General features: G+C 71.8%; 14 protein-coding genes and 1 pseudogene. 4 read left to right on the top strand and 11 right to left on the bottom strand.

Annotated elements, in window-relative coordinates:
- Positions 1-44: 44 nt before the first annotated feature.
- The 6 genes from ispG to GA0070216_RS15220 all read right to left on the bottom strand — a co-directional run bounded on the left by ispG (position 45) and on the right by GA0070216_RS15220 (position 5,795).
- Positions 45-1,217: a flavodoxin-dependent (E)-4-hydroxy-3-methylbut-2-enyl-diphosphate synthase gene (ispG, locus tag GA0070216_RS15245; RefSeq protein ID WP_091245985.1), complete on the bottom strand. Its 1,173-nt coding sequence runs from the start codon at positions 1,215-1,217 to the stop codon at positions 45-47.
- Positions 1,218-1,224: 7 nt separating this feature from the next.
- Positions 1,225-2,466, bottom strand: a complete 1,242-nt coding sequence (locus GA0070216_RS15240; protein ID WP_091245982.1) for a M50 family metallopeptidase — start codon at positions 2,464-2,466, stop codon at positions 1,225-1,227.
- A complete protein-coding gene (dxr, locus tag GA0070216_RS15235) occupies positions 2,466-3,677 on the bottom strand; it encodes a 1-deoxy-D-xylulose-5-phosphate reductoisomerase (protein WP_091245979.1) in 1,212 nt (403 codons plus the stop codon). The genes GA0070216_RS15240 and dxr overlap by 1 nt, the downstream gene beginning before the upstream one ends.
- 43 nt (positions 3,678-3,720) lie before the next feature.
- On the bottom strand, positions 3,721-4,464 hold the full coding sequence (locus tag GA0070216_RS15230) for a Uma2 family endonuclease (RefSeq protein ID WP_091245976.1): 744 nt from the start codon (positions 4,462-4,464) through the stop codon (positions 3,721-3,723).
- 324 nt (positions 4,465-4,788) lie between these two features.
- A complete protein-coding gene (locus GA0070216_RS15225; protein ID WP_091245973.1) occupies positions 4,789-4,998 on the bottom strand; it encodes a DUF397 domain-containing protein in 210 nt (69 codons plus the stop codon).
- Positions 4,989-5,795: a helix-turn-helix domain-containing protein gene (locus GA0070216_RS15220; protein ID WP_245722514.1), complete on the bottom strand. Its 807-nt coding sequence runs from the start codon at positions 5,793-5,795 to the stop codon at positions 4,989-4,991. Before GA0070216_RS15220 ends, GA0070216_RS15225 begins: the two co-directional genes overlap by 10 nt.
- Before the next feature lie 749 nt (positions 5,796-6,544).
- Between GA0070216_RS15220 and GA0070216_RS34555 the strand changes: the two genes are divergently transcribed.
- Complete coding sequence (locus GA0070216_RS34555; protein WP_176738973.1) at positions 6,545-6,751, top strand: hypothetical protein; 207 nt, start codon at positions 6,545-6,547, stop codon at positions 6,749-6,751.
- A gap of 103 nt (positions 6,752-6,854) precedes the next feature.
- Here GA0070216_RS34555 and GA0070216_RS15215 read toward each other — a convergent pair whose 3' ends face one another.
- Positions 6,855-8,414 (bottom strand): pectate lyase family protein, encoded by a 1,560-nt coding sequence (locus GA0070216_RS15215; RefSeq protein ID WP_091245967.1) that lies wholly within the window; start codon positions 8,412-8,414, stop codon positions 6,855-6,857.
- A 368-nt stretch (positions 8,415-8,782) separates the two neighbouring features.
- Positions 8,783-9,349, bottom strand: coding sequence for a GNAT family N-acetyltransferase (locus tag GA0070216_RS15210; protein WP_091245964.1), 567 nt, complete (start codon positions 9,347-9,349; stop codon positions 8,783-8,785).
- 51 nt (positions 9,350-9,400) lie between these two features.
- Between GA0070216_RS15210 and GA0070216_RS15205 the strand changes: the two are divergent.
- A pseudogene (locus tag GA0070216_RS15205) lies at positions 9,401-10,231 on the top strand (YhjD/YihY/BrkB family envelope integrity protein); the annotation flags it as partial.
- Here the strand turns inward: GA0070216_RS15205 and GA0070216_RS15200 are convergent.
- Positions 10,180-12,594 (bottom strand): MMPL family transporter, encoded by a 2,415-nt coding sequence (locus GA0070216_RS15200; protein WP_091245960.1) that lies wholly within the window; start codon positions 12,592-12,594, stop codon positions 10,180-10,182. The pseudogene GA0070216_RS15205 and the gene GA0070216_RS15200 sit on opposite strands and share 52 nt — an antisense overlap.
- Positions 12,595-13,037: 443 nt before the next feature.
- Here GA0070216_RS15200 and GA0070216_RS15190 point away from each other — a divergent pair, with 443 nt between their 5' ends.
- Entirely contained in the window at positions 13,038-14,639 is a 1,602-nt protein-coding gene (locus GA0070216_RS15190; protein ID WP_091245953.1) for a phytoene desaturase family protein, read from the top strand.
- Positions 14,640-14,725: 86 nt separating this feature from the next.
- Here GA0070216_RS15190 and GA0070216_RS15185 read toward each other — a convergent pair whose 3' ends face one another.
- Positions 14,726-15,397: a TMEM175 family protein gene (locus tag GA0070216_RS15185; RefSeq protein ID WP_091245950.1), complete on the bottom strand. Its 672-nt coding sequence runs from the start codon at positions 15,395-15,397 to the stop codon at positions 14,726-14,728.
- 173 nt (positions 15,398-15,570) lie between these two features.
- Positions 15,571-17,160 carry a Rieske 2Fe-2S domain-containing protein gene (locus GA0070216_RS15180; protein WP_091245946.1) on the bottom strand — a complete coding sequence of 530 codons (1,590 nt, stop codon included), beginning with the start codon at positions 17,158-17,160 and terminating at the stop codon, positions 15,571-15,573.
- Between the two features lie 362 nt (positions 17,161-17,522).
- Between GA0070216_RS15180 and GA0070216_RS15175 the strand changes: the two genes are divergently transcribed.
- Positions 17,523-17,744, top strand: coding sequence for a DUF2631 domain-containing protein (locus tag GA0070216_RS15175; RefSeq protein WP_091245943.1), 222 nt, complete (start codon positions 17,523-17,525; stop codon positions 17,742-17,744).
- The last annotated feature ends 47 nt before the right edge of the window (positions 17,745-17,791 follow it).

The raw sequence follows: 17,791 nt of genomic DNA, 5'->3' as shown, positions 1-17,791 counted from the left end.
TCCCCCAGCGGGGAACGGCCGCCCTTTTCGGCGGTTTCTACGGGTCAGTGCACGGTGACGGTGGGGCCGGGGACCAGGTCGCGCAGTTCCTCGGGGATCTCCGCGCCCATCTCGTCGGCGATCCGCAGCGCCTCTTCGATCAGCGTCTCGACGATCTGGCTCTCGGGGACGGTCTTGACGACCTGCCCCTTGACGAAGATCTGCCCCTTGCCGTTGCCGGAGGCGACGCCGAGGTCGGCCTCGCGGGCCTCGCCCGGCCCGTTCACCACGCAGCCCATCACGGCAACCCGCAGCGGCACCGGCAGCCCTTCCAGGCCGGCGGTGACCTCCTCGGCGAGCTTGTAGACGTCCACCTGGGCCCGCCCGCAGGACGGGCAGGAGACGATCTCCAGGCCCCGTTCGCGCAGGCCCAGCGACTCCAGGATCTGGTTGCCGACCTTGATCTCCTCGACCGGCGGCGCGGACAACGACACCCGGATCGTGTCGCCGATCCCCTCGGCGAGCAGCGCCCCGAAGGCGACCGCCGACTTGATGGTGCCCTGGAACGCCGGGCCGGCCTCGGTCACGCCCAGGTGCAGCGGGTAGTCGCACTGCTCGGCCAGCTGACGGTACGCCCGGATCATCACCACCGGGTCGTTGTGCTTGACCGAGATCTTGATGTCCCGGAAGCCGTGCTCCTCGAACAGCGAGCACTCCCACAGCGCCGACTCGACCAGCGCCTCGGCGGTGGCCTTGCCGTACTTGGCGAGCAGCCGCTTGTCGAGCGAGCCGGCGTTGACGCCGATCCGGATCGGCGTACCGGCGGCGGAGGCGGCTGCCGCGATCTCCCGGACCTTGTCGTCGAACTGGCGGATGTTGCCCGGGTTGACCCGGACGGCCGCGCAGCCGGCGTCGATCGCGGCGAAGACGTACTTCGGCTGGAAGTGGATGTCGGCGATCACCGGGATCTGCGACTTCCTGGCGATCGCCGGCAGCGCCTCCACGTCGTCCTGGCTGGGCACGGCGACCCGGACGATCTGGCAGCCGGAGGCGGTCAGCTCGGCGATCTGCTGGAGGGTGGCGTTGACGTCGGAGGTGAGGGTGGTGGTCATCGACTGCACCGAGACGGGGGCACCACCACCGACCGGCACCGAGCCGACCATGATCTGGCGGCTGGTCCGGCGCGGGGCGAGCGGCGGGGGCGGTACGGCGGGCATACCGAGGCTGACAGCGGTCACTAGACACTCACCTTGTGAAGAGGGTGATCGGGTTGACGATGTCTGCGGTGGCGGTGAGCAGTGTGAACGCGCCACCGATGAGGATCACCGCGTACGTGATGGGCATCAGCTTGAGGTAGTCGACCCGGCCCGGGTCGCGCCGGCCGATCCGGGCATAGAGCCAGGAGCGGGCCCGTTCGAACCAGGCGATGGCGATGTGGCCGCCGTCGAGGGGCAGCAGCGGCAGCAGGTTGAACACGCCGACGAAGAAGTTCAGCGAGATGAACAGCAGGACCAGCAGCTGCCAGACGCCGTTCTCCAGCGCCTCACCGCCGAGCCGGCTGGCCCCGACCACGCTGATCGGGGTGTCCTTGTCGCGTTCGCCGCCGGTGATGGCGGTCCACAGGGCGGGGATCTTGTCGGGGATGCGCTTGAGCGCCTCGTAGGTGCCGACGGCCAGGTCCTTGGTGTAGCCGGCGGTCGCCGGGATCGCCTCGACCGGGCCGTAGGTGACGTTCGCCGGGACGCCGGGCGGGAGCATCGGACCGGCGACGCCGAGGGCGGAGACGGTGATCGGGGCGCCGTCCGGGTCGTCCAGCGGCTTGCGCTGCACGGCGGCGAGGCCGGCCCGGACCTCGCCGGCCACCCCGTCGCGTTCGTAGCTGATCGTCGCCGGCTGGCCCGGGGGCAGCTCACGGACGGTCTTGACCAGCGCGGTGTAGTCGGCGACCTGGACCCCGTTCACCGCGACGATCTTGTCGTCGTCGCGCAGCCCGGCCTGCTTGGCGGGGCTGACCGGGTCTCCGGGGGCGCACTCGCGGGCCGCGTCGGTGGGGATGACGCAGTCGACGACCTTGACGTGCGCCGGCAGCGGGTTGGGCAGGTTCTTGTTGGGCAGGCCCATGAACATGGCGGCCAGCCAGATCGCGATGACGGCCAGCGCGAAGTGGGTGACCGAGCCGGCGGACATCACGATCGTCCGCTTCCAGACCGGGTAGCGCCACATCGCCCGCTTCTCGTCACCGGGTTCGACGTCGTCGTCCTGCGGCGTCATCCCGACGATCTTGCAGAAGCCACCGAGCGGGATGGCCTTGAGGCCGTACTCCGTCTCGCCCCGGCGGAACGACCAGATGGTCGGCCCGAAGCCGACGAAGTAGCGGGTGACCTTCATTCCGAACGCCTTGGCGGTCAGCATGTGACCGGCCTCGTGCAGGCTCACCGAGATGAGGATCGCCAGGGCGATCACCACCACCCCGAGCAGATAGAGCATCAGGCTTCCTTCCCCGACCCCGAGATGATCTCCTGCGCGTGCGCGCGCGCCCACGATTCGGCGGCGAGCACGTCCTCGACGGTACCTGGTTCACCGAAATCGGGGGCCTCCTCCAACACCCGCTTCAAGGTGTCGACGATGCCGAGGAACGGCAACCGGCCGGCGACGAACGCCGCCACGCACTCCTCGTTCGCCGCGTTGTAGACCGCTGGCCTGCTGCGGCCCGTCTCACCGGCCGCCTTGGCCAACGCCACCGCCGGGAACGCCTCGTCGTCGAGGGGGGCGAACTCCCAGGTGTGGGCGGTGGTCCAGTCGACGGCGGCGGCCGCGTCACCGACCCGGTCGGGCCAGCCGATGCCGAGCGCGATGGGCAGCCGCATGTCCGGCGGGCTCGCCTGGGCCAGGGTGGAGCCGTCGACGAACTCGACCATCGAGTGGATCACCGACTGCGGGTGCACCATCACGGTGATGTCGGCGTAGGGCACGTCGAACAGTTCGTGCGCCTCGATCACCTCCAGCGCCTTGTTGACCATGGTGGCCGAGTTGATCGTGACGACCGGCCCCATGTTCCAGGTCGGGTGGGCGAGCGCCTGCTCCGGGGTGACCCCGGTCAGCTCGTCGCGCCCCCGCCCCCGGAACGGCCCGCCGCTGGCGGTGACGACCAGCCGCCGCACCTCACCGCGCGTCCCGCCGCGCAGGCACTGGGCCAGCGCCGAATGCTCCGAGTCCACCGGCACGATCTGCCCCGGCCGCGTCACCGCGGCCTTCACCAGCGGGCCGCCGGCCACCAGCGACTCCTTGTTGGCCAACGCGAGGGTACGACCGCAGCGCAGCGCGGCCAGCGTCGGCGCGAGCCCGAGCGACCCGACCACCCCGTTGAGGACCACGTCGCAGGGCCACTGCGCCAACTCGGTCATCGCGTCCGGGCCGGCAATGATCTTCGGCAGCTTGAAGTCCCCGGTGGCCCAGCCGCGCCGGCTCGCCTCGGCATAGAAGGCGAGTTGGAGATCCTGCACGGCGGACGCCTTCGCCACCCCGACCGCGTCCACCGCCAGTTCGAGCGCCTGGGTGGCGAGCAACTCGACGTTGCCCCCGCCGGCACCGAGCGCCACCACCCGGAACCGGTCCGGGTTGCGCCTGACGATGTCGATCGCCTGGGTGCCGATCGAACCGGTCGAGCCGAGCAGTACGAGATCCCGGGGAGTTGTCACGCGGTCATTCTGCCCCGGCCGCGCTGTACTCCCGCTGGGAGCCTCACCCCTCGACGTCGCCCTCCCCGCCCGGCGTCTCCCCGCCGGGCGGTTCCGCCTCCGCGACCGGTGCCTCCTCGCCGAGAAGGTCGGCCGGATCGATACTGAACTCGAAGGGCTGCCGCATGACGAACGTCGTCCCGGCGGCAGCCGCCGCGACCGGCCGGTACTCCCCGTCGGTCAACTCGAAGAGCGCGATGGTGGACACCCGGTTGCGCAGGTCGACGCGGAGGAAGAACGGGACACCGGCGGCGGCGTACTCGCGGGGCCGGTCGATCACGTCCTTACGCCGGTTACCCGGCGAGACGACCTCACCGAGCAGCACGGCGTGGCCGATGTCCATCGTCGTCCGCCCGCCACCGGGAACGTCGAGGATCACGATGTCAGGAATGAAGAGGTCGGCCCCGGAGATGATGTTGGCTTCGGCGTAGAGCCACAGCTTTTCTCGGCGGGCCGCCTGCTTGAGCAGGTAGGCCAGATCCAGCTCGGCATTCTGATGGTCGTATCCGGCATGTGGTGTCACGATCACGCTTCCGCTCAGGACCTCAACCTTGGGGCCGTTGGTCTCCGGCAACAGGTCGAGGGCGAGCTGGGCGGTCCACGGCTCGTCGTGCCAGCGCAGCACGTCGAACGACGGCCCGGTCGGCCGGTCGACCGACCCGGGCGACTGCGGTGCCGGCTCGGGCGACGGGGACGGCAGGTCGGGCGACTGCGGTGCCGGCTCGGGCGCGAATGCGGCCTGGGCCATCCGGGCTCACCCCCTCAGCGGAACATCCTGCTGCTCCCAGCCTAATCGCCGCAGCCCCGCCACCGGACCGTCGCACCACCAGTGCGTCACCCGCCCGCCCGGCCGCGCCCGCCCAGCGGGCCTTGATCAACACAATTGGGCCGATGTCGGGGTCTCCGATCGGCCAGGACGCCCCCACTTCGGCCCAATTGAGTCGATCACCATGTCGGAGGCGAGCACGGTGGGCTTTGTCGCGGTGACGGAACCGCCGTGCCGTCGGTGGGCCGTGACACCGCCGGGCCGGAATCGGCCACCAACGGTGGGCAGCTTCGGCGGCGGTGCGGGTCAGTGGCGAGCGGGGTTGAGGTCTCCCGCCCTGGTCGCGGCGACGAAACCGGCCCAGGCGGCGGGCGCGAAGGTCAGCGCGGGGCCACCCCGGTCCTTGCTGTCCCGCACCCCGACCACCTGCGGCAGATTCGTCGCCACCTCCACACAGGTCGAGCCACCGTTGTCGCTACGGGTCGACTTGCGCCAGACAGCGCCGCTCAGGTCCATGACTTCGCCAACTCCCGAATGAGATCCCGGGACGCCCTGCGTGGCAGTGCTTCCCCGCGCAGGCTCTCCCATCTGCGCTGAAGGCTATCAACGTCGTCAGGCCGGTCGGTGATGTGCGCGCGCAGCGCGCTGTCCAGGTGCGCCACCTCGCCGCCGTCGGGCACGCGGACCAGGATGAACGGGCCGGCCAGGCCGGCATGCATCCCCGCATCCGTCGGCACCACGTGCAGACTGACGTGCGAGTGCTCGGTCAGCCTCAGCAGATGCTCGAACTGTTCGATCATCACCGCCGGCTCACCGATCGTCCGGCGCAGCACCGTTTCGTCGATCACCGCCACCACCTCGGGCGGGTGATCCCGGGTCAGCACTTCCTGCCGATCCATTCGGGAGGAAACACGCTGCTCGATCTCACTCGCGCGGAGCATCCCGCCGCCGTGCAGCACCGCGCGGGCGTACTGCTCGGTCTGGAGGAGGCCGGGGATGAGTGACGGCTCGAACCAGCGGATCAATGTCGCCTCCCGCTCCACGCTGATCCACTCGCGCAGCCACGGTGGGGCGGAGTCGGCGCGTACCAGGGCGAGTAGCCGTTCGAAGAGGCCGCCGGCCTCCAGAGCGGCGTCCGCGCGGGTGATGAAGTCCTGCGACGGCGTACGGTGGCCGATCTCGACCATGCCCACCAGCGACGACGAGTAGCTGATCCGTTGGGCCAGGTCCTCCTGGCTCAGCCCGCGATCCTTGCGCGCCCGGCGCAGCTCCGCCCCGAGGAATTCCAGGGTCGACATCGGTCCACCGGTCATCACACCTCCACCACACGTCTGCCACTGGCCGCCAGCGCCGGCCACCAGGGCGGACCCGCTCGGCACACCCGACGCTGAGGCCGCACGCCACCTTCCCGACAGTAGTCGCTCCACAGCAGAGTGCGAACAGGTGGCAGTCGCTTGTGGCCCGGCCAGGGCGTCCGGAGCGACGCAGCGCTTGCGGAAGGAGTAGCGGATGAAGAAGCACGACAGGCCGGTACCGACGGCACCACGGCATCGGCGGGACTGGTCCCGGTGGGGTCGGTACTGCACCTGCGGGCTGCGCTGGCCGTGCCCGGACCGGCTGGCCGGCGTACCACTGGGGAACCGCCACCGCCCCGGCTGCCGGCGCACCGCCCCCACCTGTGGAACGGCCCACCGCCGTCTACTGGGTGGGCGCGGCGGGCCTGGTCACCCGGGGCCAGGCCCGCCGGGCGAACGGCCGCCACCGGTGACCCCGCCGACCGAGGACACACGGCGCGGCCTGCCGGCAACGGCCGTGCCCCCGCCGCCGGACGACACACGGCGGGAGCGACCGGCGACGGCCGTGACTCCGCCGACGGACAGCGCACGGCGTGGGCGGCCGGCAGCGGTCCGGACGGACGGCTCCGGTCGGCACGTCGCCGCCCGGCCGGCATGGCGGTGCCGGGCGTGTGCCGCCCCGTGGCCCTGCCAGCCGGCCGAGCTGAGCCTCCGGCGGGAGTACGCCCACGACCCGGCCGGCGCTGGCCATCTACCTCTGCCTGCTCATGCACGACGCGATCACCGATGCGCTGCGGGTCGGCACCGGCATGGTCGACCCGGCCGCCTATTTCACCCGCTTCCTCGCCTGGACCCGCCACGACCGGCCGCCACCCAACCTGCCACCCGGCCCGCCCTCCAAGCCACCACCCGACCTACCGCCCTCCCCGCCATCCGGGTCGTCGCCCTCATCCGCGCCCGCCGACGCGGGTTGATCGACACAACGGGGCCGATGTGTGGGTGTCCACGCCGATCGGACACCCCAACATCGGCCCCATTGAGTTGATCATCGTCCCGGGCGCGGCCCGGGAGCGACGGTCAGGCGTAGGTCTCGAACTCGGCGACCTTCGGGGTGGCAGCAGAGCTGTTGATCCGGAAGGTGATCTTCTTCAGCGAGGTCCGGGGGAAGGTGACCACGCCGGCCCGGCTGCCGGAGGCCAGCACCGCGCCGGTGTCGCCGTTGAGGACCTGCCAGGAGGTGATGCTGCCGGCCGAGCCCGACGCCTCCCGGATGTTGATCGAGGAGATGCTGGTCGCGGAGCCCCACTTGATCGAGATGTCACCGGTCGACCCGGCCGGCGACCAGAAGGTGCTCAGGTTGCCGTCGCGGACGTCGCCGTAGCTCGTACCGCTGGCCTTGCTGGAGCCGTCGGAGCCGGCACCGATGCTGAGGTTGGTCCCGCCGGGGTTGCTGGTGGGCGGCGGGGTGGTCGGTGCGGGCGTGGTCGGAGCGGGCGTGGTCGGTCCCGGGGTGGTCGGGGCCGGCGTCTGCGGCGAGCAGCTCCCGTTCGACTCCTTGAGGCCGGTGTTCGCACCGGCCGTCTGCCGGACGATGTCCGGCACGCAGCTCGCCCCGTCCAGCCGGTAGGAGTACGGAATGCTGACGCTGGTGTTGGACGGCATGCCCGGGCCGGCGGGGTTGGTCTCGCTGCCGGGGCTGGACCAGGTCACGTTGTCCAGGATGTTCCCGCTGGCCTGCCAGTAGCCGGCCTCGCTGGTGTAGAAGGTGCCCAGCACGTCCCGGGAGTTCTTGAAGTAGTTGTTCTCCACCTTGGCCCGCGCACCGGCCCGGGAGTTGATCCCCGACTCGTTCAGCTGCACGTACGAGTTGTTGTAGGCGTGCGCGATCCCGCCCCGCAGCAGCGGCGCACGGGAGTCGATGTTCTGGTAGAGGTTGTGGTGGAAGGTGACGAAGCCGTTGCCCCGGTCGCTCTCGCTGGACCCGATCAGGCCGCCCCGCCCCGAGTTGCGCAGGATGCTGTACGACAGCGTCACGTACTGGACGTCGTCCTTCATGTCGAACAGCCCGTCGTAACCCGCCGACTCGCCACCGGACGCCTCCAGCGTGGCGTGGTCGACCCAGACGTTGCGCACGCTGCTCTCCATGCCGATGGCGTCACCGCCGTTGGAGATGGGCGAGCCCGACTTCTTGACGTTCCGGACGGTCACGTTCTGGATGATGATGTTGCGGGAGTCCCGGATGTGGATGCCGAGCTGGTCGAAGACCGCGCCACTGCCCACCCCGACGATGGTGACGTTGCTGATCTCCTTCAGCTCGATCTTGTCGGCGGCGGTGTTGCAACTGCTGCCGGAGACCTTGGTGGTGTTGCCGTGGTTGATCGTGCCCTGCACCTCGATGACGATCGGGGTGCTGCTGCTGGCCCGGTTGCACAGGGCCGTGTGGATCGCGGTGCCCGTGCCGGCCCGGACGGTCTGCCCGCCCGCGCCGCCGGTGGTCCCACCGTTCTGGGTGGCGTAGCCGCTGGCGCTGCCGGCCGCCGCCGACGCCTGGTGCATCGGCAGGGCCACGCAGATCGCGGCACCGACGGCCGCCGTGGCCAGCCCCGCCTGGACTCGTCGTGCAACTGGTCGTCTCATCCTCGCGTCACCTTTCTCATTACCTGGTGGTGGTGGTGCCGCTGCCGGGGGTGTGGTGCTGGTGTGGTGCCCGGCCGGGCGGCGGTGATGGTGGTGATCCTGCGAACCTGTGCGCGCCGGGGACGGGCCGGGCCTTCGCGGCCGTCAGGCGGAGTCGCCGGTCGGCCAGGGTGGTGGCGCCGGTGTACCGGATCGACCCGCTCACCGTGCTGCCGCGCACGGCGAACTGGCGCCTCCGGCGGCAGCAAACTCGCCGAGGCACCCGCAAGGAGCATCTGGAAAGCGCTTTCCACAAGCGAGAATAGGACGACGTCTATCGATACCGCAAGATGTCGTCCGGATTGCGGGCTAATGACCACCTGAGTCGGCTAATGACCACCTGGGGAGTCCGGGAGCGCCCGGCGGACGAAGGTCTCCAACTCCTCGCCGCCATACCAGTCGGTGCGCCGGCCCAGGTGGGTCATCCCGAGCCGCCGGGCGACCGCCATCGATGCCACGTTGCCGGGGGAGACCACCGCGTACACCTGCGGGGTGCCGGTGGCGAGTTCCCGGTCGACCAGGGCGCGGGCCGCCTCGGTGGCGTACCCGTGGCCCCACGAGTCGGGGTGCAGGTGCCAGCCCACCTCGATGTCGCCGGTGGGCACCTGCTCGTCCCGGCCGGGCAGCGGCTTGAGCAGGATCGTGCCGACCACCAGGCCGGTGTCGCGCACCTGCACCGCCCAACTGCCGTACCGGTCACCGTGGTCGGCGTGCCGGGCCCGCCAGAGCGCCAGCCGGTCGGCCGCCTGCGCGGGGTCGGTCAACGGCAGGCCGGGGGCCGCGCCCAGCCAGCGCACCACCTCGTTGCGGGAATAGAGGTCGAAGATCCGGGCCAGGTCGGCCGGCGAGTCGGTCCAGTTCCGCACGATCAGCCGGGCGGTGGTGAGCACGGTCATGTCGCGGGATCGTAATGCGTGCCCGCCGCCGTCCGGGGGAAGAACATCGCGATGGGCGACGCATGGCAGCGTACGAAGCGGATCACCAGTGCCGCGTTCCGGCCGGTACGCGGGCGGGATCTGTCCCTGCACGCCGCCGCGATCACCTTCTACGGGGCGATCGCCGTGGTGCCGGTGGCCCTGCTGGCGATCTGGCTGACCTCGCTGCTGGCCGGCGTGGACCGGGTACGCCGGCTCACCTCGTACGCCGTGGAGACGCTGCCGGACGCGATCGGCGCGCCCGACGCGGTGGACGCGCTGGTCAATGCCGGGGTGCGGTTGACCCCGCTGCTGGCGCTGGCCTCCCTGCTGCCCGCCTCGCTCTACGGTGAGGGGCTGCGCCGGGCCTTCGTCTCGGTGGCCGCGTCGCACACCGGCGAGTCGTTCGTCGGCTGGCGGGGGCGGTTGCTGCTGCTGCCGCTGCTCGCCCCCGCCCCCGCCCTGCTGCTGTCGATCCTCATCGCGCTGCCCACCACCACCCGGCTGATCCGGCAGGGCGGCTGGGTCGCCGCCCTCGGCATCGTGCTGTCGTTCCTGGCGGTGTGGCTGGTGCTCACCCCGGTGCTGATGTGGGTGTTCCGGGTGGTCGGGCCGGCCTCACCGGACTGGTTGTCGACGCTGGCGGTCGGCTCGTTCACCGCCGCCAACCTCTCCGGCTTCCTGCACGGCTTCGTGTTGTTCTGTTCGCTCCCGTTGGACCTCGGTGTCCCGTTCGGCGGCTTCGACCCGGTTGGCGCCGGGGTCGCGGTGCTGCTCTGGCTCTACCTGTTCCACGTGATCGTGCTGGCCGGCTACTCGGCCACCCTCGCGTTGTCCCGCTGGCGGGCCCGCCGCGCCGCCGCCTCCGGGTCCGCAGCCGGCTCCGGCTTCGGGGCCGCGTCCGCAGCCCTCGACGCCGGGGCGTCCGGGTCCGGGGTCGACGACGCCGGGGCGTCCGGGTCCGGGGTCGACGACGCCGGGGCCGCCGCAGCGAACCACGCCGAAGCGCTGACCGGCCCGCCCGGGGTCCCCGCCACCACCGACGGGACCGCCGACGCCGACCCGCCCGGGGTCGCCGACGACTCCGCCGGGTCGTCGGTCTCGCGCAGGCCGTAGCGGGCCCAGAGCCGGGCCAGGGGGCCCGGGGCCCACCAGTTCCACCGGCCCAGCAGCCGCATGGTGGCCGGCACGAGCAGCGCCCGGACCAGCGTCGCGTCCACCACGATCGCCACGATCATGCCGACGCCGATCAGCTTGATGTAGGCCATCCCGCCGGTGGTGAAGCCGGCCACCACGATGATCAGCAGCAGCGCGGCGGCGGTGATGATCCGGCCGGTGCGTTGCAGGCCGGCGGCGACCGAGGCGGTGTTGTCGCCGGTGCGGTCCCACTCCTCGCGGACCCGGCTGAGCAGGAACACCTCGTAGTCGGTGGCCAGCCCGAACAGCACCGCGAGCATCAGGATGAGGTTGCTCGGCTCGATGAAGCCGGTGGAGGTGAAGCCGAGCAGGCCGGCCAGGTGGCCGTCCTGGAAGATCCAGACCACCACGCCGAACGACGCGCCGATCGACAGCAGGTTCATCAGCACCGCCTTGACCGGCAGCACCACCGAGCCGAAGGCGAGGAAGAGCAGCAGCAGGGTCGCGCCGGCCATCAGCAGCGCCATCCACGGCAGCCGGTCGCCGAGGCTGTCCAGCAGGTCCACGTCGGCGGCGGGCCGCCCGCCGACCAGCACCTCCGCCCCGTCCGGGCCGGGCAGGTCGCGCAGCGTCCGCACCAGGTCCCGGGCGTCGTCGCCGGTCGGCTCCCCCGGGTAGCTCACCGACAGCAGGGTGGACTCCCCCCGGGCCGCCGTGACCTGGACCCCGGTCACCCCGGGCACCGCCGCGATCCGGTCGGCGAAAGGCCGCACCGCGTCGGCCGGCGCTCCGGAGACCAGCACCTCGATCGGAGCGATCGTGCCGCCGGGGAACTCGGCGGAGATCCGCTCGGAGACCACCCGCGGCGCGGCGTCCGCCGGCAGCACCCGCTCGTCGACCCCGCCGAAGGTGATCCGCAGGAACGGGGTGGCCAGCACCGCGAGCAGCACCGCGACCCCCACCAGGTACCGCACCGGCCGGCGCATCACGCTGCGCGCGATCCGGGCCCAGGCACCACCCCCGTCACCCGCCGCCCGCCGGGCACCCCGCGTCCCCCGCCGCCACGGCAGCGGTACGCGCACCGCGTCCACCCGGTGGCCGAGCACCACCAGCAGGGCCGGCAGCACGGTGAGCGCCGCCAGCATGGCGATCAGGACGGCGGCCATCCCGCCGAAGCCCATCGAACGCAGGAACGGCTGCGGGAAGATCAGCAGGCTGGCCATGGCGAGCGCGACGGTCAGCCCGGAGACGAACACGGTGCGGCCGGCGGTGAGGATGGTGCGCCGGATCGCCTCGGCGGTGGTGTGCCCGGCGGCCAACTCCTCCCGGAACCGGCTGATGACGAACAGCGCGTAGTCCACCGCCATCCCGAGCCCGATCAGGGTGATCACGTTGATCGCGAAGATCGACACGTAGGTGACCATGTTGACCAGGCGTACCGCCACGAACGCGCCGAGGATGGCCAGGCCGCCGACGAGCAGCGGGGTGCCGGCGGCGACCAGGCCGCCGAAGATCAGCACGAGCAGCACCAGCAGCACCGGCATGGACAGCAGCTCGGCCCGGGTGATGTCCTCGGTGCTCTGGGTGGTGGCTTCCGCCTGGAACGCCACCAGCCCACCGACGTCGGTCCGCAGACCGGGGGCGTCCAGCGCGGGGCGCAGCGCCGCGAACTGCGCCGAGCGGGCGTCCTCGTCACCGCCGGTCAGCTTGACCAGCGCGTAGGTGGCCCGCCGGTGCTCGGCGACCAGCGCGGGCGCGGGCGCGTCGTACCAGGTGGTCACCGCGGCGACCTCGGCGCGCTGGCGCAGCCCGGCCACGGTGAAGGTGACCGGGTCGCGGAACTCCGGGTCGTCGACGGAGGCGGTGTCGCTGGACCAGAGCACGATCACGTCGGCGCCCTGCCGGCCCAGTTCGGCGGTGACCCGCTGCACCGTACGGCTGGACTCGCTCGCCGGGTCGTCGAACCCGCCCCCGGTCAGCTCGCCGAACACCCCGACACCCCAGGTGGCACCGACGGCCATCAGCACCCCGGCGACGGCCAGCACCACCCACCGGGCGCGCACCACCACCCGCCCCCACCAGGCGAACATCACCTCTCCCCTCGTCGACCCCACCGACCCGCCGTCACCCACACCGGGCCGTCGACCGGCGGCGACCGGTGTCGGCCCCGCAGCGATCGCCGTCCACTATCGCAACAACCGTTCACGTTCGACGGGTCGGCCCGGCCTCCCCCGGTTACCGGAGCGGGAGGGGCACCACTTCCCGTGGTGACCGGTATGCCTGGGCGTCATATTCATGCCGCAGTGGCATGACGCGTTCCGCGGCTGGTGCCGACACCCGGCCGACCCGACCCCCGCCGGACCACCCGGCCGACCCGGGCCAACCGGTCCCCGCCGGTCGAGCCGGACCAACCGGTCGAGCCGGCCCCGCCTGCTCCGCCGGTCGGGCCGGCCGACCCGGACCACCCGGACCCGCCAGTCCCGCCGGTCGAGCCGGCAGACGGACGCCGCGCGCCGCACTAGGCTGCCCAGGCATGAGCGATGCGAGTGAGCTGCCGTCCCGCGCCGACGTCGTGATCATCGGAGCGGGGCACAACGGGCTGGTCTCCGCCGTCCTGCTGGCCCGCGCCGGGCTGGACGTGCTGGTGCTGGAGGCGGCGGAGGTGATCGGCGGGGCCACCCGCACCGAGAACCCGTTCCCGAAGGTGCCCGCGCTGCGGCACTCCACCGGGTCGTACCTGCTGGGGTTGATGCCACCGGAACTGCTCGCCGCCCTCGACGTGCGCATCCCGGTGCTGCGCCGCGACCCGCACTACTTCCTGCCCACCCCGGGCGGGCCCGGTGCGCCCTACCTGCTGATCGGCAGCGACACCGCCGCGACCCGACGGCAGCTCACCGAGTTCTTCTCCCCCGCCGACGTGGCCGCCGACGACGCGCTCCAGGCCGAGCTGGCGCAGCTCCGCGCGGACCTGGCCCCGGCCTGGCTGACCGGGCCGCTGCCGGTGGAGCAGACCGCCGACCGGTACGTCCGCCCCGAGCTGCGGGAGGTCTTCGTCGACCTGGTCCGCGGCTCCGTCGCCGACTACCTGGCCCGCTTCGACTTCCGCTCCGAGCTGCTGGTCAGCATGTACGCGGTCACCGACGGGCTGTCCGGCCTCAACGCCGGCCCCGACGACCCCGGCACCGGCCACAACTTCCTGGTGCACAACATGTGCCGGCTGCCCGGTGCCGACGGCACCTGGATGATCGCCGAGGGCGGCATGGGCACCGTCTCCCGCACCTTCGCCGAGGCCGCCCGGTCGGCCGGGGCGACCATCCTGACCGGTGCCCGGGTAGACGCCGTCACCCTGGCCGGGGGCGCGGCCTCGGGCGTCCGGCTCGCCGACGGCCGGGAGGTCGCCGCCGAGGTGGTGCTCGGCGCGTGTGACCCGTACCGGCTGATGGAGCTGGTGCCCGACGGCGCGCTGCCGGCGGAGCTGGGCGCGCGGATGGCGGCGGTCCGCCGGCCCGGCACCACCCTCAAGCTGAACCTGGCGTTGACCGGGCTGCCCCGGTTCTCCTGCCTGCCGGCGGACGCGCCCAGCCCGTTCGGGTCCACCATCCACCTGCTCCCCGGGTCCGCGTCGCTGGTCGGGGCGGGCGGTGAGTCGCCGATGGCGGCGCTGCGGGCGATGTGGGCGGACGTCCAGGCCGGTCGGCTGCCCGACGAGCCGACCATCGAGTGGTACCTGCACACCACCGTCGACCCGTCGCTGTCCGACCCGGCCGGGCACCACTCGTCGGCGCTGTTCGTCCAGTCGGTCCCCTACACGCTGGCCGGCACCGACTGGGACACCGCGCTGCCCGGCTACGTCGCCCGCCTGGTGGAGATCTGCGAGCGGTACGCCCCGGGCACCGGTGACCTGATCGCCGACGCGGTGCCGCTCCCGCCGCCCGGCATCGAGGCGCACTTCGGCATCACCGGCGGACACATCCACCACGTCGACAACACCGTCTCGTTCACCGACCGGATGCCTTACGCCACCGGCATCGACGGGGTGTACGCGGGCAGCGCCGGCTGCCACCCGGCGGGCAGCGTGATCGGCGCGGCCGGCCACAACGCCGCCCAACGCATCCTCGCCGACCTGGGCCGCTGACGCCCTCCGCTTCCGCCCGGCCCCCGCCCGGCCCGCCCGTTCCGCGCCCGGCCCGCCCGTTCCGCGACGGGCCCGCCGCCGGGTGGTCAGGCGGGGGCCGGGCGGGAGGACGGCAGGTCGCCGGGGCCCCGGACCAGGTACAGCCCGGTCAACAGGAAGTACGCCGCGAGGCTGAGCACCGGGTCGACGAAGGAGATGCCGAACGCGACCACGTAGAGCAACGGGCCGAGCAGGAAGCGGCGGGCCACAGCGCGGGCCAACCGGGGGTCCAGCCCGGGGTCGAGCAGCCGTCGGCGGCGGGCCCACCACCAGCTCAGGTTGAAGAACAGCGCCTCACCGAGCACCGTGCCCACATAGAGCGCGGCGGTCAACCGCTGGTCGGCGACGGTGCCCCGCAGATTGTCGGCGAGCAGGCTGGCGGCGAACGGAATGGCCGCCACGAACAGCAACAACAGCAGATTGAGTACGAGCAGCAGCTGGTCGACCTTGACGACGTACCGCCACATGTTGTGGTGGGTCAACCAGACCTGTCCGACGATCACGAACGTGATCACGAACGCCAGGTAGGCGGGCCACTCGTGGAACAGCGCGTCGGGCAGCTCCTGCCCCTCGGGCCGCTGCGGACTGAGTTGGAGCAGGTCCACCGCCATCAGGGTGAGCACGATGGCGATCACCGCGTCGCTGAACGCCTCCACCCGGGAGGCGTCCCGCTCCTTCTCCCGCCGGTGCCCGAACTCGTACTCCTCCTCGTCCACCACCCCGCCCCACCCGCCCTGTCGGTCCTGACGTCACCGTGCCCGGAGTGCACCGGTCAGCCGGGCCGGCACCACGTCATGGTCGCCGGAAACGGGGAGTGGCGGGGTGGGAACGGCGTCAGTTGCCGCCACCCCATCGGGCGGCAGCGAGGACGGGAGCGGTCGGGAACGACTGGTCAGTTGGCTGGTCCACCGGCCGGGGCGGGCGCTTCCGCGTCCACCCGGCCGGCGCGGATCTTGTGGCCGACGCTGGTCAGGCAGCGGCCGGAGGGCAGGTCGAACTTCCAGCCGTGCAGTTGGCAGGTGAGCTGGTCGCCGTCGACGATGCCGAACCGGGTCAGGTCCGCCTTCAGGTGCGGGCAGCGACGCTGCACCACCCAGTCACCCAGGGTGATGTCCTCGGCGTCGGTGCTGCGCTCGTGCTCGTCGTACCAGCCCTCGGCGTACTGGAGGCGCTCGGTGGACAGACACTTGAAGAAGGCGTACACGAACTCGTTGTACTGGCCGATCCGGGCGGCCGAGAAGCGGCAGGACAGGAAGAGCGAGTTGACCCAGTCGACCTCGTCGATGTGCAGCAGGTGCTCGATCAGCGCCCGCTCGGTACGGAACCGGTAGCGGACCTTCTCGTCGGCGTACGGCCGGACCTGCTTGCCCGGGAAGTCCACCACGATGGATTCAATGGTCTCCCCGCCCGAACTGTCGGTGCCGACCAAGTCGAAGCGGACCGGGCCGCCGACGCCCTTGGCCAGATAGATCGACTCTTCGAGCAGCGGCTCGATCCGGCTCTTCATCCCGGCCAGCACGTCCACCTCGGGGTGCCGCCAGGACGCCTTCTCCGCCTCGATGATGCCCCGCTTGCGCTCCCGCATCTCCTCCAGGTGCGCCGTCTTGTTCGCGAAGAACTCCTCGACCGGCTGCGGGTGGGTGGTGGTCGCGCCGGAGGTGGTCACCTCGGCGACGCTGCCGGGCAGCAGCACGATGCCGTTGGTGCCGCCGACCTTCGCGTACTCGGACAGGAACACCGACTGGTCGGGGAAGATGTTGCCCTCGTCGCCGTGGATGTCGTTGAACTGCCACAGCGCGTCGTCGAGGAAGCACGGCGGGCCGGCGATCGGGAAGACGTGGTCGGCCTTCAGGTCGTCGATGTAGCGCCAGGTCCGGTCGAACTGCCGCTCCCGCTTCTGCTTGCCGAACGCGGTCTTGGCCGCCTGCGGCAGCTCGTAGACCATCGGATACCAGATCGCGCCCGAGAACTGGAGCAGGTGCGCGTGCACGTGACCCAGCTCGGCGAAGACGGTCAGGTCGGTGGGGCGGGCGTCGTTCTGGTTGAGCAGCCGGACCCCGTCGTACTCCACCCAGAGCGACGAGTCGCCGATCGGGCCGTCGGTCGGGCTGGTCAGCGCCTGGATCATGATCTTCAGGCCGCCGTCCAGCTCCACCACCTGCTCGTTCGGGGCCCGGAGGAACTTCGTGAAGCCCAGCGCCCGCAGCTCGTCCTCCATCTCGGAGGTGGGGAACTCGGGCAGCAGGACGGTGGCGTCCTTCGAGACGAAGTCGCGCAGGTGCTTGGCGTCGAAGTGGTCCCGGTGCAGGTGCGACACGTACAGGTAGTCGACCTGGCCCAGGGTGTCCCAGTCGAGCAGGGAGTTGTCGGGGAACGGAAACCAGGAGGCGAAGTAGGCCGGATTGACCCACGGGTCGCACAGGATGCTGCCCGCAGCCGTGTCGATCCGCATGCTGGCATGTCCCGTACCGGTCACTCGCACCGCAGTCCCCCTCAAACAGACAATCAAGGTGTACGTCAGAACGCTACCGGAGGCAGTGTGGTCGACGGTCCGCGACGCCGGTAGAGCCGATCCGCCCCGTCAGGAAGGGGACCTTGGACCCGGTCTCCCGGTTCCCCCGCCCGTGCCGGCGTGGCTTCCCCCGCCCGTGCCGGGGCGGCTTCCCCCGCCCGTGCCGGGGCGGCTTCCCGGTCCCTGCCGGGGCGGGCGCTGCTGGTCAGCAGCCGCGCCGCACGCCACGGCTTTCCCGGCGTGCCGCACCGCAGCAGGGCGGACCCCGCACCGGGCCCGGGGCAGGGCGTGCCAGACTAACCGGAGATCCGATCGCGAGGGAAGGACCGACAGTGGCAGGAAGCGAGCCGGTAACCGCGCCAGATCAGCACAGGCCCGGGCACCGCAAGGCCGGGCGGATCGGCGCGGTGCTCTCCGCGTTGGCGCTGTTGGCGATGCTGTGCGGCAACCACGAGGGCAAGGTCGAGGACATCTGGCTGGTCGGCCTGGCCGTGCTGTTGCTGGCGATCGTCATCGGCGACGCCGTGCTGCGCCGCAGCGGGCTGCGCTCCTGACGCAACCGCCCCACACCTACGAGGGCCCGCCCCGGTCGGGGCGGGCC

Source organism: Micromonospora matsumotoense (genome assembly GCF_900091525.1).
Taxonomy (GTDB): domain Bacteria; phylum Actinomycetota; class Actinomycetes; order Mycobacteriales; family Micromonosporaceae; genus Micromonospora; species Micromonospora matsumotoensis.
Note: the sequence above shows the minus strand (reverse complement) of the source record. Positions and strands in the feature narration are given on the sequence as shown.